This window comes from Psychrobacter cibarius (assembly GCF_904845955.1).
Lineage (GTDB): Bacteria > Pseudomonadota > Gammaproteobacteria > Pseudomonadales > Moraxellaceae > Psychrobacter > Psychrobacter cibarius_B.
In genome coordinates this window covers 162,923-184,112 of the sequence record NZ_CAJGYX010000003.1, presented here as the reverse complement: position 1 = coordinate 184,112, position 21,190 = coordinate 162,923, and the positions used below count along the sequence as shown (strand labels likewise).

Annotated in this window: 18 protein-coding genes and 1 other annotated feature; of the genes, 8 read left to right on the top strand and 10 right to left on the bottom strand. The window is 39.6% G+C overall.

The features are described 5' to 3' along the window. Positions 1 to 7: 7 nt before the first annotated feature. The gene (locus tag JMV76_RS07535) at positions 8 to 403 is read left to right on the top strand and encodes a (deoxy)nucleoside triphosphate pyrophosphohydrolase (RefSeq protein WP_201502203.1); all 396 of its coding nucleotides are present in this window, start codon (positions 8 to 10) and stop codon (positions 401 to 403) included. Next, positions 403 to 3,303, top strand: coding sequence for a DUF3427 domain-containing protein (locus JMV76_RS07530; RefSeq protein ID WP_201502202.1), 2,901 nt, complete (start codon positions 403 to 405; stop codon positions 3,301 to 3,303). Before JMV76_RS07535 ends, JMV76_RS07530 begins: the two co-directional genes overlap by 1 nt. Positions 3,304 to 3,417: 114 nt before the next feature. On the opposite strand, the gene JMV76_RS07525 is transcribed toward JMV76_RS07530, so the two are convergent. The 7 genes from JMV76_RS07525 to JMV76_RS07495 form a co-directional block, all read right to left on the bottom strand. Next, complete coding sequence (locus JMV76_RS07525; RefSeq protein ID WP_201502201.1) at positions 3,418 to 4,134, bottom strand: 3'-5' exonuclease; 717 nt, start codon at positions 4,132 to 4,134, stop codon at positions 3,418 to 3,420. 435 nt (positions 4,135 to 4,569) lie between these two features. After that, positions 4,570 to 5,097 carry a peroxiredoxin gene (locus JMV76_RS07520; RefSeq protein ID WP_201502200.1) on the bottom strand — a complete coding sequence of 176 codons (528 nt, stop codon included), beginning with the start codon at positions 5,095 to 5,097 and terminating at the stop codon, positions 4,570 to 4,572. A gap of 255 nt (positions 5,098 to 5,352) precedes the next feature. Beyond that, on the bottom strand, positions 5,353 to 6,261 hold the full coding sequence (locus JMV76_RS07515; protein ID WP_201502199.1) for an alpha/beta hydrolase: 909 nt from the start codon (positions 6,259 to 6,261) through the stop codon (positions 5,353 to 5,355). A 76-nt stretch (positions 6,262 to 6,337) separates the two neighbouring features. Continuing rightward, positions 6,338 to 7,195, bottom strand: a complete 858-nt coding sequence (locus JMV76_RS07510) for a leucine-rich repeat domain-containing protein (RefSeq protein ID WP_201502198.1) — start codon at positions 7,193 to 7,195, stop codon at positions 6,338 to 6,340. Between the two features lie 592 nt (positions 7,196 to 7,787). Continuing rightward, positions 7,788 to 8,519 (bottom strand): hypothetical protein, encoded by a 732-nt coding sequence (locus JMV76_RS07505; protein ID WP_201502197.1) that lies wholly within the window; start codon positions 8,517 to 8,519, stop codon positions 7,788 to 7,790. 240 nt (positions 8,520 to 8,759) lie between these two features. Continuing rightward, positions 8,760 to 9,716 (bottom strand): WG repeat-containing protein, encoded by a 957-nt coding sequence (locus JMV76_RS07500; protein WP_201502196.1) that lies wholly within the window; start codon positions 9,714 to 9,716, stop codon positions 8,760 to 8,762. 131 nt (positions 9,717 to 9,847) lie between these two features. Next, the gene (locus tag JMV76_RS07495) at positions 9,848 to 10,822 is read right to left on the bottom strand and encodes a DUF2939 domain-containing protein (protein WP_201502195.1); all 975 of its coding nucleotides are present in this window, start codon (positions 10,820 to 10,822) and stop codon (positions 9,848 to 9,850) included. Between the two features lie 640 nt (positions 10,823 to 11,462). On the opposite strand from JMV76_RS07495, the gene JMV76_RS07490 reads away from it, so the two are divergent. From JMV76_RS07490 to JMV76_RS07480, 3 genes are all read left to right on the top strand, one after another. Continuing rightward, on the top strand, positions 11,463 to 13,118 hold the full coding sequence (locus tag JMV76_RS07490) for a WG repeat-containing protein (protein WP_201502194.1): 1,656 nt from the start codon (positions 11,463 to 11,465) through the stop codon (positions 13,116 to 13,118). A gap of 298 nt (positions 13,119 to 13,416) precedes the next feature. Next, positions 13,417 to 14,640: an SEL1-like repeat protein gene (locus JMV76_RS07485; protein WP_201502193.1), complete on the top strand. Its 1,224-nt coding sequence runs from the start codon at positions 13,417 to 13,419 to the stop codon at positions 14,638 to 14,640. Positions 14,641 to 14,741: 101 nt separating this feature from the next. Then, on the top strand, positions 14,742 to 15,575 hold the full coding sequence (locus JMV76_RS07480) for a tetratricopeptide repeat protein (RefSeq protein ID WP_227690202.1): 834 nt from the start codon (positions 14,742 to 14,744) through the stop codon (positions 15,573 to 15,575). A 163-nt stretch (positions 15,576 to 15,738) separates the two neighbouring features. On the opposite strand, the gene JMV76_RS07475 is transcribed toward JMV76_RS07480, so the two are convergent. Further along, positions 15,739 to 15,873, bottom strand: coding sequence for an Imm7 family immunity protein (locus JMV76_RS07475; protein WP_227690245.1), 135 nt, complete (start codon positions 15,871 to 15,873; stop codon positions 15,739 to 15,741). Positions 15,874 to 15,937: 64 nt separating this feature from the next. Between JMV76_RS07475 and JMV76_RS07470 the strand changes: the two genes are divergently transcribed. Beyond that, positions 15,938 to 17,157, top strand: a protein-coding gene (locus JMV76_RS07470; protein ID WP_374190050.1) for an IS3 family transposase whose coding sequence is annotated in 2 segments (ribosomal slippage) — positions 15,938 to 16,214 and positions 16,214 to 17,157 — 1,221 coding nt in all. Because the reading frame shifts where the segments join, the coding sequence is not laid out codon by codon here. Continuing rightward, positions 16,213 to 16,329 (top strand) — a sequence feature (AL1L pseudoknot). Its footprint overlaps the gene before it by 117 nt. Positions 17,158 to 17,316: 159 nt before the next feature. Further along, entirely contained in the window at positions 17,317 to 18,531 is a 1,215-nt protein-coding gene (locus tag JMV76_RS07465; RefSeq protein ID WP_201501528.1) for an IS256 family transposase, read from the top strand. Positions 18,532 to 18,561: 30 nt separating this feature from the next. Here JMV76_RS07465 and JMV76_RS07460 read toward each other — a convergent pair whose 3' ends face one another. After that, positions 18,562 to 18,768 carry an Imm7 family immunity protein gene (locus tag JMV76_RS07460; protein WP_201502190.1) on the bottom strand — a complete coding sequence of 69 codons (207 nt, stop codon included), beginning with the start codon at positions 18,766 to 18,768 and terminating at the stop codon, positions 18,562 to 18,564. 210 nt (positions 18,769 to 18,978) lie between these two features. On the opposite strand from JMV76_RS07460, the gene ampC reads away from it, so the two are divergent. Continuing rightward, the gene (gene ampC, locus JMV76_RS07455) at positions 18,979 to 20,154 is read left to right on the top strand and encodes a class C beta-lactamase (protein WP_201502189.1); all 1,176 of its coding nucleotides are present in this window, start codon (positions 18,979 to 18,981) and stop codon (positions 20,152 to 20,154) included. A gap of 69 nt (positions 20,155 to 20,223) precedes the next feature. Here the strand turns inward: ampC and JMV76_RS07450 are convergent, their stop codons facing one another. After that, positions 20,224 to 21,087, bottom strand: a complete 864-nt coding sequence (locus JMV76_RS07450) for a hypothetical protein (protein WP_201502188.1) — start codon at positions 21,085 to 21,087, stop codon at positions 20,224 to 20,226. Positions 21,088 to 21,190 lie beyond the last annotated feature (103 nt).

Below are 21,190 nucleotides of genomic sequence, written 5' to 3'. Positions count from 1 at the left end.
GATTAAAATGAAGACTATCGAAGTTGTTGCAGCTATTATTGTTGATGATGGGAAAATACTTTGCGCTCAACGTGGCAAAAATAAGCTAGATTATCTTTCTGAGAAGTTTGAGTTCCCAGGAGGAAAGCTAGAAAATAATGAAACGCTAGAACAAGCATTAGCTCGTGAGATCAGAGAAGAGCTTAATATGCCAATTAGCGTTGATCGTCTCTTACTAACGGTTGAGCATACTTATCCAGACTTCAAGATTATTATGCATAGCTTTATTTGTTATACGCAAAGCCGTGCTTTGGTATTGAATGAACACTTACAAGCTCTTTGGTTAACTATAGCAGAGCTTGATGCGCTGGATTGGGCTGCTGCCGATATTCCAATCGTAGAGCAGCTCAAGGCCACTATGTAATGAATAATAAACTTCAAGAGTTACAAAGTGCGCTGATCTCTGGTTTCATAGATCATACCCAAGCTTCGAAACATGCTTTTAAACCGGAATTAATCGTTAATGATGGACAAGGTAGAAAGGTTCTAACTTCAATTAATTCGCATTTGCAGTTCTGCGATAAGTTTTGGTTCTCTGTTGCATTTGTCACCACCAGCGGTATCGCTTGTCTAAAGCAAGAATTGATGGAACTTGAAAGAAAAGAGATTCCTGGACGTATACTTGTTTCGCAGTACCTCAATTTTACCCAACCAGAAGCATTACGTGAACTACTGAAGTTTAAAAATTTAGATGTTCGAATTGCAACAAATTCTAATTTCCATGCGAAAGGATATCTATTTAGTTCATCTGACATCCATCATTTAATTATTGGCAGTAGCAACTTAACAGCTAATGCCCTAACGTCAAACAAAGAGTGGAATTTGAAGGTAAGCTCTAGCAATACTGGTTCTCTTTCTCAACAAGCTATACGTGAATTTACGCAAGAGTTTGACTCTGCATTGCCTGTAACATCGGATTTTATTGAGCGTTACGAACTAATATACCAGCAAGCCAAAGCACTCTCTCAGCAAATAAAACAAGAGTGTAGTCAGGAGTCTGAAAACTCTATTGAACCGAATAAGATGCAGCAAGAAGCACTGGGAAACCTGATAGCGTTGCGGGCAGAGGGTAAGAATAAAGCATTGTTAATTTCTGCTACTGGGACCGGGAAAACGTACCTTTCTACCTTTGATGCACTGAATGTTAATCCTAAACGCTTACTGTTTATCGTTCATCGCGCCAATATAGCTAAAAAAGCTTTAAAGACCTATCAAACCATTTTTAAAAATGATAAAACATTTGGTTTGTATAGTGGTCAATCAAGGGACTTTGAGAGCGATTATATATTCTCAACCATACAAACTCTTTCTAGAGAAAATCATTTGGCAAAATTTGCTCCTGATGCATTTGATTACATTGTCATTGATGAAACTCATCGTGCTAGCGCCTCATCGTACCAAAAAATATTAGATCACTTTACCCCTAAGTTTCTTTTGGGTATGACGGCAACCCCAGAGCGGACCGATGACAGCGATGTGTTTGAGATTTTTGATCATAACATTGCCTATGAGATTCGTTTACAGAAAGCGCTGGAAATGGATGTTTTAGTACCATTCCATTATTACGGTGTGACGGATTTGAGTGTTGATGGCGAGTCTATAGATGACACCTCAATGCTCAATCTACTTATCAGAGAAGATCGTGTTAAGCATATCCTTCATTATATTGATCGCTATGGCTGTGACAATGGTGATGTTCGCGGCCTTGTGTTCTGCTCTAATATTCAAGAATGTAAGGCTTTGGCTGATATCTTTAATATGCACGGTTTACCATCCATTGCATTGACTGGGGAAAACTCAGAAGAACAACGTGATCGTGCAATAGAACGTTTAGAATCCTGTAATTCAGTAGATAAGCTTGATTACATTTTTTCTGTTGGCATTTTTAATGAAGGTATTGATATTCCCTGCATTAACCAGATTGTTATGCTGCGCCCAACAGAGTCGGCAATCATTTTTGTTCAGCAGCTAGGTCGCGGTCTAAGAAAAGCACAAGATAAAGATTATCTCACCGTCATTGATTTTATTGGTAACTATAAAAATAACTTCATGGTACCCATCGCCCTATACGGTGACGAATCATATAATAAGGATACATTGCGTCGTTTATTATCTAGAGAAAGTTGTTTTATTCCTGGTTCATCGACGGTAAGTTTTGACAGAGTAGCAAAAGAGCGCATTTATCAAGCGATTGATACTGCTAATCTACAAACCAAAAAAGATCTATTGAAAGACTATAACTTACTTAAATACAAGTTAGGTTATGCACCTATGATGATGGACTTTATTCGTCATGGCTCCCGCGATCCTCTCTCGTATGTGGAATATGCTAAATCTTTTTATCATTTTGCAAAGCAGCAGGAAAAAGATGCCCTACTGGCTCTAAATGATAATGAACTGAAATTGATTAGCGCCTTCTCAAAAGATATTAATAACAGTAAGCGTATTGAAGAGAGCTTGGTGCTAAAAGCTCTTCTTGTAGACGAAGTTATTACGGTTAATGCTTTGGCGTTGACTATAAAAGAGCGATACGGTTATAAGATGAACACTAATGTCGTACCGTCAGTAATTAACAACCTTAACTTAGGTTTTGTGACAGAAAAATATGAAAAGGAATTAAAGCCTGTAGGTGAGATTTATGGTTTTAATGTGGTTGAATTAAAAGAGGGTACGTTCTGTTGGCATCCTGACTTCTTAGTTTATTTAGCCAACGATACCTTTGTGCATTTTCTAATAGATAATACAGATTACGCTATTCATCAGTACAGTGAGCAGTTTAAGCTGTCTGACTTTGTCGATGGGTTTCAGTTATATCGCAAGTATTCACGTAAAGATGTTTTCAGGATTTTAAATAAGTCAGTTAATCCTCTCGCTCAGAACGTTGGTGGGTATATGGTTAGCCAAGATAAAACTAATTGTCCTATCTTTGTGAACTATCATAAATCTGAGGACATTGCTGACACTATAAAATATGAAGATGATTTCATTAACGAGTCTGTATTTAGTTGGATGTTTAAGTCGAGACGAACGTTAAACAGTCCAGAAGTACAGTTATTCAAAGCGTATCATAGTGAATTTCGTATTCCTTTGTTCATTAAGAAACACAACGATGAAGGTAATGATTTTTATTATATGGGTAACATGTCACCAAGAGCTGAAAGCTTTGAGCAAACTACTATTTCTGGCGTTTCTGTTGTGAAAGTCGAGTTTGATATGCATACAGAGGTTCGAAGTGATATCTATAAGTACCTAATTGATGGGTAGAAAAATTGAGTGTTATCGCTTGATGGTTTTGAATAGTTATTCTAACCTGATAAGCCAATTCTATAATAAGCTTATCAGACTAGATTTTTTTAGTGATAAAGAATGCATTAGTATTTATACCGACTCTAATACTTGCTGGCAAGCTTGAGCTAAATAAGGATCAACCGTATCTTGTTTCAGCAGCCATTTTAGATAGCCAGCACCTTCAGAACTAGCTGCTAAACCTGCAATGGCCTCACCCTTATGCTTACCAAAACTTAAGTGCGTGGGTATACGCGCCATTTCACTAAACTCATATAAGCTTTCCACATCACTTATCTCATGACCTTGGCTATTAGCCAAATCAATCAGACTACCAAGCACTAGTTCAGTGAAGTAGATGTCAGCAATAGCAGCATGAGCATCTCTTGCTTGAGCGCGCGCTATATCACGGTGAAAGTGATAGAGGAGAGATACTAGCTTATGACTCTCAAGCGTAGGAAGCAGGAAGTTAGCCATCGCATTGGTGCATATCAGATTAGGAGTATGAGTAACGCCAGCATTTTTAAGAACGGCCATATCAAAATCAATATTATGACCAATCAAGTAATCAACACTGTTAGGTAGTCTAAAATCTGTGTGAGGTGGCTCATCTGCTACATCCTCATCACAGATATGTGATATTGCCATAGAGCCTAAGCTGATTTCTTTTAGAGGGTTGAAGCGCTTGGCTCTCGGCGCCTGCAATACATTTACCTTACCATTAATGACATCAACAATAGAGTAGGCGGCCTCAGTCATGTGCGGTTCAACAAGCCCTGTAGTTTCAGTGTCGAGTATATATGTGGTCATAATTGGCCTTGATAAATATTATGAGGAGCTTAGCAGTCTGCTATAGGTAGTTCTATTATATCAGCCTATCAATTGATTAAAAACTCCATGCAAAATGAGGACACGCCCTAATCGTGAATAACATCCTATGTATGTCGTAAATACATGCTTAAAAACACCATACCCAACTATATCTTAGACTTTTAGTTTAATGCTTCCTTCAGGAAGCAAAGGGACAAATCCGCCATAATCCACATCTTTATGAATTGTCATTGTAATTACCCCCAACAATGACAACGCTCAGCGATAGAAACTCTTGTAAAAATCATAAAAAAACTGCTTAGCTCTTAACTTTAAGGACTAAGCTGTTCTACAGTTTTTGAATACCAGTATTTGAGCCTCTATCGATGCCTGATACCTGTTATCTGATAAAACAACAGTTACGAGGTAATGTGGTTAAGCATTGTTTTTCAAATACTCTAACATGGTGTCTGCATCTGATACTTCAAAGGGGTCTGTTGGGCAGTTGTCGCCAAAATCAGCTTCCTTAAACACTTTTTTGATTGCTTTATTATCGACATACATTGAATAACGCCATGAGCGCATACCAAAGCCAAGATTACTCTTATCAACCAGCATGCCCATTTTACGAGTGAATTCACCATTGCCATCAGGAAGCAAGAAAACGTTTTCACGGTTTTGCTTGAGACCCCATTGGTACATGACGAAGGCATCATTGACAGAAATGCAAACGATTTCATCTACGCCTAACGCCTTAAACTTATCATAAAGCGCTTCATAACGAGGTAGATGACTGGTCGAACAAGTTGGCGTAAAGGCACCTGGTAGTGAGAACACAACCACTTTTTTATTGGCAAATAACTCATCTGTGCTTAAGTCTTGCCATTTGAATGGATTGTCTCCTCCGATAGATTCATCACGAACACGAGTCTTGAAAGTCACATCAGGTACATGGGTAATCATTATTTACTCCGATTTAGGTTATTGTCTTTTTGTTTTCGAAATGATTCATTTATATACTAATAGTTATAGCAGGCCATAAGCAAATCTTTAAGCTTATCTATACTAGATCTCTTGCATAAGTCATCGCTAGCGCTTGCAACTCTATGAGTGGAAGTCAATAGGAATGGTAGTTTTTCAAGAGATCTAATGTAAGCTAATTGATCCTTAAGAATTCAGATGATTGCCATGAGTCTAGTTATTACAAGCTTAAGCTTATTATAAGTGCTTTATAAACCATTCAGCTGCTTTTTGACTTGTTTCGTCAAAATGTTCTTCGTAAACAGAGTAATGACCACCAGATACAGTGACTAATTCTTTATTTGTGCTAGGAATTTTTTCAAAAGCTTCTTGTTGTAAGTTAGTGGGTGTGGTTGTGTCATCACTAGCGATAATCATCATAAAAGCAGTATCTTCTATACGATAAATATAAGACTCAGGCTCATAAGTTTGTGCCAAATCTAAAGAGGCGACAGTGGTAAAGTTTTGCCAATTAGGACATCTTTCTGCCTGTTTACTCATATAGCTGTATGAAGCAAAATCAGAGTAGGCGCAAGACTGACCATCATTACTAACGGTTTTTATAATCTCAGTATCTATTCCATGCTCTCTGCTTAATCGAGCTTGCGTGAATCTTTGAGCTCTTTCAACCAAATCATCTTTAGTGAGTGTCTCCTGTTTAGCTTTATAACCTGAAATGGTTGGTACTTGCGAAACGGCTACTTTGACACGAGGATCTATTCCCGATACTGAGATGACGTGACCACCCGCGTAACTGGATCCCCAAAGCCCAATTCTTTCACTGTCTACTTCTGGACGTTGTTGTAAATAATCGATAGCGCTTCTAAGGTCTTCAATTTGTTGATGAGGATCTAGATGTTGCCTAGGTTGACCGGTACTAGCGCCTAGGTTGCGAAAGTCTATGGTCAGACAAATGATATCATGCCGAGTAATGGTTTGAGCATAATCCTCTAAATCGCCACCTGCAGTCATTGCCCACCCATGAGCCAATACCACACCTGGTAATTCGTTAGTTGTGTGGTTTGAAGGCAAATATAAAGTCCCACGAATAGTATCTCCATGTATAGGAAATTCAATTTTTTCGCTAATTAACTTATTGCTACTCATTTTTATTAATTCCTTTAAGAGATATGGATTGATATTATGTCTATGCTAGGTTAAAGCGCTACCCTAGCTTTTTAAACTAGTTGTCACCAACACCATCCAAAAATTGAGTGACAGTTTCTGATACATCCGAGAGAGGGTTTTCACTAACGTCGATTTGTTCTAAGGCTTTTAGGGCAGTAATACTATCAGGCAGACTTTGTAGACCATTGTGATAAAGCCCAAGACTTTTTAATTGACTTAGATTGCCTATAGAACTTGGCAGGACTTCAAAATCAGAAGCACGTACTTCTAATTTTTCAAGGTTTGTTAGATTTCCGATACTCTCAGGCAAAGCCTTCAAATATTCATTGGCATACAACTCAATACTAGTAAGCTTGCTTAGATTGCCAATAGAATCTGGTAAGTGCTGAACTTTTGATCCTCTCATATCAAAATGGGTAAGTGATGATAGATTCCCGAGCTCATCAGGAAACCTCTCTAAGCTTTTTGAAAAAATATTAAGCGCTTTAAGATTTTTCAGTTTACAAAGCACCTTTGGGAATTTAGTGAAAGCGCAGTCCATATAAACCAGTGTCTCTAAGTTCTCTAATTGAGCAATCTCCTCTGGCAACTTATTAAAACCTCTGAGTCTAAGATACTTTAGATTTTTTAAATGGCCTATAGCGCCAGGTAATGGCTCAGTGGACTCACTTTCGCTTTGTAGTACTGGTTTATTATCAATATAGCTATAACTCGTAGACTTTCCATATCCCAAATCAAGTCGCTCTAATTGACGTAATGCTTCAGGCTCACGAGGGACGCTGCTGTCAGAACTGCCTTCTATATTATGGTTATCAATCCAATCCCATATCTCTGTCATCCAGTCTTCAACGTGAGTATCTTGGTTGCGAGTAGTATTGTTATCTTGATTGGTTTTATCGCTATATGCTTTCATAAGGTTACCTTTTAATACCTGTTAAATAATGATGGTTAAATGAGGTGAATGCATTCAAATTTTTATCTGGTTTTATTGTTATGTGTCAAACTGCTGGACAGTTGGGCACAGTAATAAAACCAAGGTAGGCCATATTTTTGACTTAGCTTGGTATACCAGTGACGGAGACTGATAAAGGTCTATGAAGCTGTTTGGAGGGTTTGCTTAAAAAAACGGAATAACAGAAAGCGCTCATAAGACTCAATAGCTGAGTATGAGGAGAATGATTGATAAGGGTAAAGTTTGGAAGCAATCGACTAGAAGTAGTCATAAAGAAATCTCCTGTTGCTCTGTCTGTGTCAAATTGAAACGACACAGTCACCTTACAGAGCGAAAAGGAGTTGTGCGTTTTACCAGTCTTTGTTTTTCATCGCGCTGGAAGTAGCGGTAAACCCACGATGTTTTTTTATGATAGCAAGCGGTTTAGCATTTGTCAAAAGTGAAGTAACTGGATTTTTATGTTCGATTAAAAAAAGACTATGTCTAAGTGTCTCTTTGTTTCGATGTCGAATATGAGTGTGGTCATAATGGGCCTTTTAAAAATTGGTATCTATTATTCAGCATACATCGCCCTCAATCGAAAAGACATAGACTCATCAGTGAAGCTTTGACTGTAATAGAGCTCTGTACCATGATAAGACGATTCAATAGCGTCTGATATATGAGATAACTCATCTAATGAAAGGCTTTGACTGCATTCTGGATTGACGAATATTCCTTTAATGTTAGCGGCACTAGGCAGCTTGCATACTAACTGCTGTGTGGCTTTTTCAATCAAACCTGATGCACAATCACCGGTTGCGATCGTTTGAATAAATCTAAATGAATGGCTGCACTCAAATAGACTTTTAATATCATAAGCATTCAAACAAATGTGATAACGTGGAGAGTAGACATCTAGCAGCTTGATGACATCTTCTACGTCGTCCGGCTGACATCTGATAATACCTTTGATGACATCTAAATGTTTAAATAAGTATTTACATTCACTTTCATCTGTTTGTATGCCTACTAAAAAATCAGCCCTTGCCTTTTCTTTAAGCGCCAATAGTGTTTGCTCATTCCAATCATCCCTGGTCATAAAGTAGCCGATAATAGAGGGCGAAAAATGATCGATGTTTGGTCGGTATAAGGCCGCAACAGATACCTCTCTCCAATCTGACTCTCCATTACAGACGTCTCTATTACCTTGAAGCAGCTCGTGGTGAGACACACTGTCCGATTTTACATTCTGCTTATCCAGCAACTTCTGGTTTTCTAAAGGCTCTTGAGTGCTGTGTTTCATAATGGTGTCATCCATGGTGTTATATGATGGAGAAAGCGCATATATGGAATATCTGCTGGTATCTGTAAAGGGCACACATAACCACAGTACTCGCATACAACATCGTCTAAATAAGCAAAACACTCATCGATTGTCTCGAATACTACTTGCGCGCTAATCGCATACTTCTCGCAAAGCACCTTTACGTGTTTAATAAAATGTAAAAGTAATTAATAACTATTCATGAATAGCAAAACGCACTTATTGTGGACATGCGACTTTTTTATCTGACTTATTAATACAAACCGTTTGCTGATTGATAGTTGCAACTTCTGCCACACCATCCCAAAATATAAAATAATTGGCAGCCATAAAGTTAGAACTATAACGTTCGACATTACTATCAGCATATTTAAAAGGAATGATGGTTTTATTCGTGCCATTGATGAAGCCCCATTTATTACCTTTTAGGACGCCAGCGATTCCTTCTTTAAATGGACGTATTTCATCATAAACAAAGGGTATAGCGACTTTACCTGTCTTAGTGATATAGCCCCATTTACCCGCCTTTGTCATACCAGCCAGACCTTCAGAGAAACCATATGCACCCCCAAAGTTACCATCTATGCCATCATACTGCGGAGCAATAATTTCTTTTCCTTCTTTATCAATAAAGCCCCATTTACCTGCTTTTGACATCACAGGTGCTGCGCCTTCGCTAAAGGATTCGATAGAACTGTATTTATTATTAAAAGGCATAATGACCTTGTTAGAAGTATCGATAATGCCTAATTTCCCGCCTTTGGCAACTATAATACGGCCTTGCGATGGCGATTCAGCCCATGTCTCATCGTATTTATCATCAGGATCTTGCATGCTGTCGTAAATGGCTGGTACTACGAGCTTTCCTTGGGTATTCATGTAGCCGACTTTATCATTCTTTAAGACCGCAAAGATGCCATCATTAACATGCCATTGATCGATAGCGTCATAGCCTTTTAGACTCACTACCACTTTGCCCTGTTTGTTTAATAAAGCTTGTGGCTTATAGTTATTATCATTTGCAACAAAATAATTATCATCTGAAGTACAGGAAACTTCTTTATAATTAGATTTTGGTGGCTTGCATTCGCCTTCATAGGCTGCCGCAGACAGTGTAAAAGAGCAGAGGCTGAGTGCAGCAATTATGGGAAGTAAACGGCTAGGGGATGAAGTCATAATTTGTATTCCTTGTTATTGAATGAAGGTGTTTATTTGAACTCAATTTATATTTGAGATTATATCGATTAATTTAACGTTAGAATATCGATCCGACGAACGGTGATTACTAGTGCAGCCTTTAATATGTATTAAGTACAGTTGTTCATATACTGCGCCTCGGTTAAATCTGGGTTACGACAATCTTCCAATCCATCATAGCCATCGTCATAACCTGAACGTTCGATAATGAATTTACGTAAATCAGATTCTGTACCGCCACCAAGTGTAAAATCGTTTAATAACTCTATTATGTCTTGTGATACCTCAATATCATTGTCAACGAGATAATCAATGTGTGCTGCTTGCGCTGGTGTTAGTGGTCCGGTTATTTCTACAGCGTTAGCACCTGTTCCGTTATTGTAGTCGTCGTCACTCAACGAATCATAAGCACTCTCACTTACGTCTGATGTAGTATCAGTATCTTGCTGTTCATCTAGATTTTGGAATACATCAGCATAGGCTTCACTTGCATCATCTTCATTAGCCCAGTCTAAGTCAGCGACAGAGGATTCTTTGACTTTCTTATCTTTTGAATCTAAAGAAAAATTAATCCTTGTGACTTTCCAGCTAAGCCAGTCTCTATGCATGATCACATCTATGGACTCATCCGAATTATCTGCATCAATTATTTGAACTTTGAATCGATTAAATGAAAGGTAGCCGGCTTTATAATCGATATCTTCATTTTTGCCTTTAGGCTTATCTTCAGGCGTGTCATTATTTAAATCAAAATCTAGTTTTTGCCCTTGGAGCATTAATGCAACACCATCTGGCGTCACTAAACCATCAATGAGTGGATCTATCATTGCAGCGCCTAACATGGTGCCTAAAGCTTCAAAGCCATCTTGCTCCTTACTGGAAGCAAGCTCTTTAACCATAACGGCTTTGGCTTGATCTTTCATACTCTGCTTAACGCTAGGGAAGTCAATGTAACCTGAAAGCTTATCTGCATCTCCTTGTTCAGCGGCATTTTTAATATTATTTAGAACGAGATAGGGTGATGCATAAAGATAAATTGCAAATATAACCAATAACCCAACTAACCAAGGTAAAAACTTTTTCAAAAAATCTCTCCTGAATCCCTAATAATGTTAGGGCTTAATAAAACGATACGGGACGACACTGAGCTTAAAATCATTAGCTACTATTCTTGGATAAGCATAAATATGGACTTTTTTTTAACAGTTTTCTGTATATGCATACGTTTACATTACAGTAATAATTAGTAATGAATATTAACATTAGTAAATATCTAAAACAATTCGATAAACTTTTATTGGCTAAAGTTATTTATAAAAGCTTTATTTGAATATGCTATCTCTCATTTCTATAAGCATCTTTATAGTTGTCTATAACCCCATGTAGAGTAAGTTTTAATCACCACTTTCAACCTATAACAATTATCAAGTAATAAGCTATTCCAAAAATTAGTTGATATATAAGCTTGCTTAAAAGCACAATCTCGCTAAAATTGTTATCACACTGTAAATTCCTTTCTTGTACGGCTAATCATTCAATGGTTGCGTAATCAAGTATCAAAATAGACCTTTTGTATAAGTCATCGCTAAACCTTTTAACTCTGTCAGTGGAAGTCAATGAGCTGGTACTTTTGCAAGAGTTCTAATCACACTCTCAGAAATGATTATTAAATATCCATATAAACCTTAAATTTCTAAGTATCCCCACTTAACAAGGACTGTTGCATTGAAACCTATTTATTTACCTTTAGTTTTTAGCCTTCTTGCCATATCAGGATGTAGTGACAAAAATAATGCTGAAGTGACGCCATCGTCAGTAAGTGAAAAAAAGGCAGTCAGTACCGCTGAAGTCGAAAGTGATAAAAAAGAAGAAAAGTGCGTTATACCTGATGTAGAGGGCTATGACCAAGTCGGTTGTTTAAGAGACGGGCTTGCAGGGGTCATTAAGCAGAGTAATGATGAATATGATAAAACCAATAGAGTAGGCTATATCGATAAAGACGGACAATTAATTGTTCCGTTTGAGTTTGATGCGATCGTGGCAGGAGAGAGTGGAGAATCGTTAGAGTTTAATGACTTTTCAGAAGGCTTGGCCGCTGTCAGTAAAAACGATCAGTATGGTTTTATTGACACCAAGGGCAAAGTTGTTATAGAGCCAAAGTACGAGTGGGCAAGCAGTTTCTCAGATGGACTCGCTATTGTGAGTGCTGAAGGTCTCTATGGTGCTATTGATAAACGGGGTAAAACCGTTATCCCGTTTGAATACCAAGCTTTAGCTGATTTCCAAGAGGGCTTTGCCACAGCTGCTCGTCCACCTAAGGACCCAGAAGATTATGAAAGTAAATATGGACTGATTAATAAACAAAATGAGGTGGTCATACCATTTATGTATGAAAGTATGGGCAACTTAAGCGAGTCGCTCATCGCCGTTAAGAAGGAGGGTAAATGGGGTTATGTTGATACAAAAAATAAAGCGATTATTCCGATAAACTTAGCATATGAAACGGTCAGTGATTTCTCAGATGGGTTGGCTGCTGTCTTTAATTATGAAGAGAACAGTGACAATCTTGAATACGGATACATTGATAAGACAGGTAAGCTTGTAATTCCAATGCAGTTCACTAAAGTTTATTGGGATGATACTGAAGGCCTAATAGACTTTAATAACGGCATTGCTGTCGTTAATGATAAAGAAGGTCGTACCTTCTGCATTGATAAAAAAGGTAGTGAAACTCAATGCCCAGATGGTAGAGGTGATGCTGATAATCAATCCACGGATGATGCTGACGACTTAGATGAGGGAACTCTAGAAGCGAAGAGTACTGATGCCCCACAATTTGTCGCGATAACCGATTATCTCGCTTTAAAGCCTAATGAGAATTGGACGTGGGATAAACTAGCGGCAATACCCTATGCAGAAGAATGGCTTGAGAAAACACCAATTAAAAATGAGTATGAGCCTGAAGACCCAAACTATTTTATAAATGCCAGATTGAATGAAACCAGTTCGATGTCAGCATATGGTACCAAGAGCCAGCCAAATATTATTACTCTAGGTTCAGGTCAGGGCATAATGGACGATGAGCTTCTTAGGGGCGTTTATGAGCTTAATGATTTCTTTAATCAAAAAGACTTGACCCGTATTCCTTCTAATTGTGATGTTGATTCAGGCTTTGTCCAAAAGTTTTATAAATGGGAAAAGAAAGGGTTTCAACCCTTGTATATTTATGATGCGATAATGCCTGGTAATTCTGGTACCAGTGCAGAATTTGGCATTGCAAAAAGTTTAGAAGAGTTTTTTAAGCCTGAATATGAGCATCTGAGCCTAGAGCTACAAAATATGGATGCGAATTATGATGAGGTTACTTGTACCTTTAAATAGTGAGAAATAATGCTACTGCTATTGGCTGCCCACTACAAAAAAATCGAACAACTGAACCACTCATGTATTGGCAGAGATTGACCATTTTGAGAGATTACGACAATACCGGAGTGGTTCAGAACTCTTGCCTAAGTTGCTGCTAGCCTTTCAAGCTATTGCTAGTAGCATTCAATAGAATGGTACTTTTACAAGAGATCTAATATCGATATCCAACAAAGCTAAATATAGTTAGAATTAAGAAGTCGCTATTACTTTTAATTGCTTAGATATTTTCTTTTTTGTAATGGGAGTGTTAGTCATGCCTACATTTAAAACTTCTGTCATTCATAAAATACTAGTGTTCAGCTTATCGCTCGGGCTAACATTTCCAGCGATTGCAGCAGACTTTGCAACGACTCAAGCCATGGCAGAGCAAGATGATGCGGATGCTCAATATAGGCTTGGTTTTAAATATTATATCGGTAAAGGCGTTGAGCAGGATTATGCCAAGGCATTCGAATGGTATTTAAAATCTGCTACCCAAGGTAATGCTGAGGCTCAAAATAATCTTGGCGAACTATACGATAAAGGCAAAGGTGTTGAGCAGGATTCGGCTAAAGCTTTTGAATGGTACCTGAAAGCCGCAGAGCAAGGCGATGCTAAGGGGCAGTTCAATGTTGGTGCTCTTTATCACAAAGGTGAGGGCATCGAGCAGAGTGGCAGCAAAGCCATAGAATGGTACTTAAAATCTGCCTCTCAAGGGAATGCTGGTGCTAAGAATAACTTGCAGCTCCTAAACATTCATAAAGAAAACAGACCTCAAAACCAAGCTAAAACGATTGAATGGCTTATCAAAGCCGCCAACGAAGGTAATGCAGACGCCCAGTTTGAGCTTGGCGTTCTCTATCACGAAGGCGATGGAATAACACAAGATTATAGCAAAGCTGTCGAATGGCTCACCAAAGCCGCTGATCACGGACAAGTAAAGGCCCAGTATGTTCTCGGCGCTATGCACTACTTTGGCAGAGGGGTTGAGCAAGATTATATCAAGGCTAGGCAGTGGTGGCAGCAATCAGCCGATCAAGGCTATGACGAAGCTCAGTACAATCTTGGTGTCATGTACAGTCATGGCGAAGGCGTTGCTCAAAGCCATAACCAAGCGTTTAATTGGTATCAAAAAGCGGCTAAACAAGGGCAGGTCGATGCGCAAAATAATCTTGGGGTCATGTATGAAAATGGCAGCGGCATTGCCAAGGATTATGCCAAAGCAGTGACGTGGTATCAAAAGTCTGCGGCTCAAGGCTTAACCGAATCCCAATATAATCTGGCATGGATGTTTGAAAATGGCTATGGTGTAAGCCGAGATTATAAGCAAGCGTTTAATTGGTATCTCAAAGCGGCTAAGCAAGGTGATGCCATGGCAGCATATGTCATCGGCACGATGTACAACCATGGCAGAGGAGTGCAGCAAGATAAATCTCAAGCTAACATATGGTTAGATAAAGCTTGTGGGAATGGAGTAGAAATGAGCTGCGATCAGTAACCGCTGTCTTGTCGAGAATAGTTGATAAGGCGTTCGGCATATCTGCTGTATGTAGGCAAAATATTTGTCATTATAAGTATCTTTATTATTAAGGATAAGCCATGGCTCACTCTATAATGAAAACGATCTTTGTCCATACAATGATGATTTTAGCTTTATCGCTTGGGCTAAGCGTGACAGTGTTAGCTGCAGACTTTGCAACCACTAAGTTGAAGGCAGAGCAAGGACATGCTGATGCCCAGTACCGCCTTGCCCTAATGTACGACTATGGCGAAGACATAGAGCAAGATTATACCCAAGCCTTTAAGTGGTACCAAAAGTCTGCTAATCAAGGATATGCAAAAGCGCAATATAATCTTGGTTGGATGTATAAAAATGCTCATGGTATGGCAGAGGATAATGCAAAGGCGGTTGAGTGGTATCTAAAAGCCGCTAACCAAGGTTATGCGTCGGCTCAAGCTAGCGTTGGATCGATGTACTACAGTGGTAAAGGGGTTACTCAAAGTTATGCCAAAGCCCTTGAGTGGTATTCGAGGGCTGCGAACCAAGGAGAAGCAGTCGGTCAATATAATATGGGAATAAGCTATTACCAAGGAGTCGCCTTACCTCAAGACTTTGAGAAGGCTGTCGAATGGTATCAAAAAGCTGCGGATCAAGGTCTGTCAGACGCACAATATAATCTAGGTCTTATGTTTGAGGAAGGAGAAGGGGTTAGTCAAGATTATAATATGGCGCTGAAGTGGTACCAAGACGCTGCTGATCAAGATGATGCAAATTCTCAATATCGCCTTGGGGTGATGTATGAAGCGGGAAAAGGCGTGCCTAAGGATAAAGTTGAAGCACAAGAGTGGTATCAAATCGCTTGTAATAACGATTATGCAAAAGGCTGCAAAGCCTATGATAGGTTAAATGCAAAAGAATTGAGACGTCATTAAGGTTTTTGAATTAATAGAGACATGCTCCGTTCAAAATGACTAATATACATCTGCTGCAGTGTATATCTAGCATGTCTAGCAGCGAGCCCATCCCAGATTCTGTGTAACTGCCGTTTGCCCCACTTCAACACTTACACAGTTTTTAGGAAAAGTCCCATCTTTTTTAATCTTCAATTTCAGGCACTAAAGGAGAGAAGCACTTGTCTTCTAAAACATGTATTTCTCCTTTCTTAATACAATAGACAATGAATTTATCTTCGTTTCCATTTATTATATCTTCATCGTCAAGCATATAAATAAGACCATAAGATCTGAACCGCCCCGGGATTGTCGGAGACTCAACATTCTGAGAGAATACGACAATGAAAAAACAAACCTACACTCCTGAGATTAAAGAACGCGCCGTTCGCATGCTGATAGAAGCGTTGGGCGACTATCCCTCCACATGGTCAGCGATTCAAGCCATTGCCCCTAAGATTGGCTGTACGCCTGAAACCCTGCGGTCGTGGCATAAAAAACACATCGATCAAACTATTCCTGCATCGGTGCAAGCGCAAAGTGATAAAGAGCGCATCAAGGAGCTTGAACGCGAATGCAGAGAGCTCAAGCAAGCCAATGAGATCATACGTAAGGCTGCCGCTTTTTTCGCCCAGGCGGAGCTCGACCGCTGACTAAAATCATGATTCAATTCATCGACGATCATAAGAATAATTATGGGGTCGAGCTGATCTGTAGAGTATTACCGATTGCCCCATCAACCTATCACCGTGCTAAAGACTTGGAGAGCTACCCTGAAAAACGCTCACTGCGCAGTCAGCATAACGACTACTATCTCAGCGAGATTAAACGCATCTGGCAGGACAGCAAATGCCGTTACGGTGCGCGTAAAGTATGGCAGCAGATGAAAGCTGACGGGTTAAAGGTTGCTCGGTGTACCGTAGAGCGATTAATGAAGCAGTATGGCCTACAAGGCGTCTGGCGTGGCAAAGGCAAGATTACCACCAACAGCCGTGACGACCAAAAGCGCGCTGATGACTTAGTCAATCGTAACTTTAGCGCTTATCGTCCTAACCAGCTGTGGGTTGCAGATTTTACCTATATCAAGACGACAAGCGGCTGGGTCTATACCGCTTTTATTATTGATGTGTTTGCCCGTGCTATCGTTGGTTGGAAGGTATCTAATCGTATGAACACCGATATGGTGATGGCGGCTTTAAATCAAGCAATAGCAGATAGAAACCATCCCAAAGATGTCATTCATCACAGTGATCGAGGGGTTCAGTACTTATCCATTCGCTATACTGATAAAATGACGGATTCTGGCGTGATTGCCTCTGTTGGTACAACAGGCGACTCTTATGACAACGCATTGGCTGAAACGGTCAATGGGCTTTATAAGTCTGAGGTGATTCATTATTTAAAGCAAAACTGGACTGGTGTGAACGATGTTGAACTGGCAACCCTTGAGTGGGTGGACTGGTTTAATAAAACACGACTGCATAGTACGATTGGTTATGTGTCACCTTTTGATTTTGAAAAGCGGTATTATGATAATTTAACCCTGTCAGGCATCGCTGCCTGACTCAAGTAAATCACTCTCCGATAAAGTCGGGGCGGTTCAATCCAACAGCATTTTCTGCTATCCACTTTGTTAAAATATATGCCTGATCCCATGTATATCCTTTGAGCCTTTCCTAAAAACTGTGTAACTGCTTATAATCCACTAACCGGAGAATAAGCAATGACTACTCAATCTGACATTAAAAAACTGGCCGAGCAAATGGCTGGTAGCATGAAAAGCTTTGATGACATCAAAGACTTCCAAAAGCAGCTCATGCAATCCTTTATCGATACTGCCTTAGAGGCTGAGATGGAAGACCATCTCGGCTATCCCAAGCATGAAAAGGCGGATAAACCTAATAAGCGTAACGGTCACACTAAAAAGACCGTCCGCAGTGACACAGGCGATCTTGAGATCTCCACCCCAAGAGACCGTCATGGTGACTTTGAACCTACACTCGTGCGCAAGCATCAAACCCGTATTAGTGGCCTTGATGACAAGATCATATTCCTTTACGCCAAGGGTCAAACCACCACCGAGATCGTAGAGAGCATTAAAGAGCTCTACGATGTCGACATCTCAAGCTCTCTTGTCTCAAGAGTCACCGATAACATATTAGAGGACATCACCGCTTGGCAGAACCGGCCGCTGAGCAGTGTTTATCCTATCGTCTATTTGGACTGCATCGTCGTGAAGATACGTCAAGACAAGCAGATCATCAACAAGGCGATCTATCTGGCCTTAGGCGTGGGACTCGACGGCAGAAAAGAGCTGCTTGGTATGTGGCTCTCAGAGAATGAAGGCGCTAAGTTCTGGCTAGGCGTTCTCACTGAACTACAAAACCGCGGGGTACAAGATATCCTCATTGCCTGTGTCGATGGTTTAAAGGGCTTCCCTGATGCTATCAACACCGTTTATCCAAACGCTCAGGTTCAGCTGTGTATCGTGCATATGCTGCGCTATTCAATGAAGTTTGTGCCATGGACGGATAAGAAGAAAGTAGCGGCTGATTTAAAAGCCATCTACGGAGCTGATACGCTTGAGATAGCCGAGGCCAATCTTGAACACTTTGATGAGACTTGGGGCACAGAGTACCCGCACGTGGTCAAGTCTTGGCGCAATAACTGGGAGGGCTTAACGGTGTTCTTTAATTACCCTAAAGACATCAGAAAAGCCATTTATACCACCAATGCTATTGAGTCTTTAAACAGCGTGATTCGGACAGCGGTGAATAAGCGTAAGGTGTTCCCCTCTGATCAGGCAGCATTCAAAGTGGTGTACTTAGCCACCCAGCAGGCATCCAAAAAGTGGTCGATGCCAATCCGTAACTGGACGTCTGCTCTGAATCGTTTTATGATTATGTTTGATGATCGTATCAGCAGGCATTTAATCTAAATGGCAGTTACACAGAATCTGGGATGGTCTCTATCCTTTATGGTTTGCAGCACTAAACATTGAAACTTGATATATTGAATTTTTCGATTGTAGATTAATATCTATATCTGATACTTCATTCTTTAGTAAAAAAATTTTCTTACTCAACTCTTCTAATATTTCTTTTAAGTGACTTTCAGAATCATTTTCTTCACAATAACTTTCTCTAATTACAATCCAACCATGAAGTTCTATCATATATGAAACTTCCTTCTTAGAATGGCTTAGTATCTGTAACTATAGGGCATGCCCTAAAGCATCCAACCCATGATAACAAGTCGCTGAGATTGTCGGGGATTCAGCATTCTGAGATAATGTAAAAAGTCATACCCGAATTGAAAGCGAAAAGCTATTTGCATACGCATTAAATTCTTAGCCCATCTATCAGAATAAACAAGAAGCCCTATAATGAAAAAATCCGTTCAAATCCTTTTAAATCAAGTAGGACTTACCGCTTTATTAACAGCAGCATTACTGTCTGGATCCGTACATGCAGCTGACAGTGGTGATCTTCTGAAAAATGCCGTTGATCAGCAAGCCAGATCGTTAATGAACGAACATGATATTTCAGGGATGGCTTTTGGTATTATTATTGATGGTAAATCACACTTCTATCATTATGGTTTGGCTGATAAAAAAGCTGGCAAACCTGTGTCAGAGGACACTATTTTTGAGCTAGGCTCAATCAGTAAGACGTTTGCGGCTACCTTAGCCAGTTATTCAGAATTAAAGGGCACACTTACATTAGAAGATACCGCTGACAAATATATTCCCTACCTAAAAAACAGCACCATTGGCAATACTAAGCTTATAAACCTAGCCACCTATTCAGCTGGTGGTCTGCCGCTACAAGTACCTGATGACGTTAAAAATAATAAACAGTTACTCCGTTATTATAAATCTTGGCAGCCCGTCTTTCCTGTCAACTCAAAGCGTTTGTATTCCAATGCCAGCATAGGATTGTTTGGTTATATATCGGCATTGAGCATGGACACTGACTACACACAGCTTATGGAAGAAAAAATACTGCCGTCGCTCAATATGCCCAACACCTTTATCAATGTGCCTAATGACAAAATGGCAGACTATGCATTTGGTTATAATACTGCTGGCGATGCTATCCGAGTCAATCCTGGTATGTTAGACGCTGAAGCCTATGGCATTAAATCTACCATTAAAGATATGACGCAGTTTATGGCGGCTAATATGGGGTTGGTGCCGCTGGATAAAGATATTCAGCAAGCGTTAGATAATAATAGAAAGGGTTACTATCAGGCGAGCACTTTTACCCAAGGGTTAGGATGGGAGATGTACCCTTATCCGACTAAGCTAAATACCTTACTCGAAGGCAACTCAATGGACGTGGTTCTAAAGCCTCAAGCCATTACAACAGATAATCATCCAACGCCTATTTTAAACAACGTCTGGGTCAACAAAACAGGTGCTACTAATGGGTTTGGTGGCTATATCGCTTATATTCCTGCCGAAAAATTAGGGATTGTCATTCTGGCAAATAAAAACTATCCCAATGCAGATAGGGTCAAAGCAGCGTATACGATTTTAGAGAGTGCGATAACTCATTGATTGAGCATGAGTCACAAAGCGACCCTTCACTAATAACCCAGCTAGATACTGGGTTATTATATTCAACTTTTAAGAGCAGCCTTCCACCAAATAAATCGCTTCTGGTATACCAATATCGATGCTTTCTACCTCCCCTTTTAATAGGTTTTTATTGTCTGCTGTCCACTCAGTCGCCTTAATCATAGAATCACTCAGCTTTTGACCACCCTTGATATGATATTCAATTTGTAGCGGCAGATTATCCTGTTTATTATTAAGCTCAATATTGTCGTCTTTTAAGAATTCTCCAAGTGAGCTTTCTTTTATCACCTTAAAATTGACGTTAGCAATCAGGCTATAGTAGTCACCATCAACTGCATATTTATCGACCTCGTAGCTAAGCTCGTCATTATGTGCTTTCATAACGTCTGAGGCTAAATTACCAACGTTGATGTCTTTATAAAACGGGATGCTTGGATCCTGAATACTGATCAGAGCAACTTTACCATCTATGATTTGATATAACACAGAAGCGCGTTCACCGTACTCTTTATCGACATAGCTCAGTTCTGAATTACTGACGTAATAGCATTGTTCGTTATCGCTCTTGGCTTTGGTCATTCCTAGGCTACTTAGCAATTCAGGAGTAATCATCTGACCGAAGCTTAGTTTTTGATACCCTGATGGGCTGACGATTTGCTCATTAGCTATATCTGCTTCGTTAGCTTGTGCTTTATCCATAGCCCTCGTATTTGTAGGCCCCGAATTGACAGATATCTCATCATTCTTAGCCATGTCTTTATCTATATTATTCGTTTGCGCAGTGCCGTCATTATTTGAAGATGAGGGCTGTGAGTCACAGCCTGTCATCAGTTGTACAGTACCCATTAATAAAGCAGAAGCCATTGCCGTTTTGAATATAGGAAATGATGATTTTAAATGAAAAAATAACATGACTTAATTCCTGAGTTTGGATCATTGATATTAATATATACCTCAATGAACCCTTTATAAATTGTCTTTCTTATGCTCAATTTCATTTAAGATAACGTTTGAT

Bases quoted from the DNA above. Each gene is read 5' to 3' on its own strand.
- JMV76_RS07535 (WP_201502203.1), top strand. From the start codon at position 8: ATGAAGACTATCGAAGTTGTTGCAGCTATTATTGTTGATGATGGGAAA.
- JMV76_RS07530 (WP_201502202.1), top strand. From the start codon at position 403: ATGAATAATAAACTTCAAGAGTTACAAAGTGCGCTGATCTCTGGTTTC.
- JMV76_RS07525 (WP_201502201.1), bottom strand. From the start codon at position 4,134: ATGACCACATATATACTCGACACTGAAACTACAGGGCTTGTTGAACCG.
- JMV76_RS07520 (WP_201502200.1), bottom strand. From the start codon at position 5,097: ATGATTACCCATGTACCTGATGTGACTTTCAAGACTCGTGTTCGTGAT.
- JMV76_RS07515 (WP_201502199.1), bottom strand. From the start codon at position 6,261: ATGAGTAGCAATAAGTTAATTAGCGAAAAAATTGAATTTCCTATACAT.
- JMV76_RS07510 (WP_201502198.1), bottom strand. From the start codon at position 7,195: ATGAAAGCATATAGCGATAAAACCAATCAAGATAACAATACTACTCGC.
- JMV76_RS07505 (WP_201502197.1), bottom strand. From the start codon at position 8,519: ATGAAACACAGCACTCAAGAGCCTTTAGAAAACCAGAAGTTGCTGGAT.
- JMV76_RS07500 (WP_201502196.1), bottom strand. From the start codon at position 9,716: ATGACTTCATCCCCTAGCCGTTTACTTCCCATAATTGCTGCACTCAGC.
- JMV76_RS07485 (WP_201502193.1), top strand. From the start codon at position 13,417: ATGCCTACATTTAAAACTTCTGTCATTCATAAAATACTAGTGTTCAGC.
- JMV76_RS07480 (WP_227690202.1), top strand. From the start codon at position 14,742: ATGGCTCACTCTATAATGAAAACGATCTTTGTCCATACAATGATGATT.
- JMV76_RS07465 (WP_201501528.1), top strand. From the start codon at position 17,317: ATGACTACTCAATCTGACATTAAAAAACTGGCCGAGCAAATGGCTGGT.
- JMV76_RS07460 (WP_201502190.1), bottom strand. From the start codon at position 18,768: ATGATAGAACTTCATGGTTGGATTGTAATTAGAGAAAGTTATTGTGAA.
- ampC (WP_201502189.1), top strand. From the start codon at position 18,979: ATGAAAAAATCCGTTCAAATCCTTTTAAATCAAGTAGGACTTACCGCT.
- JMV76_RS07450 (WP_201502188.1), bottom strand. From the start codon at position 21,087: ATGTTATTTTTTCATTTAAAATCATCATTTCCTATATTCAAAACGGCA.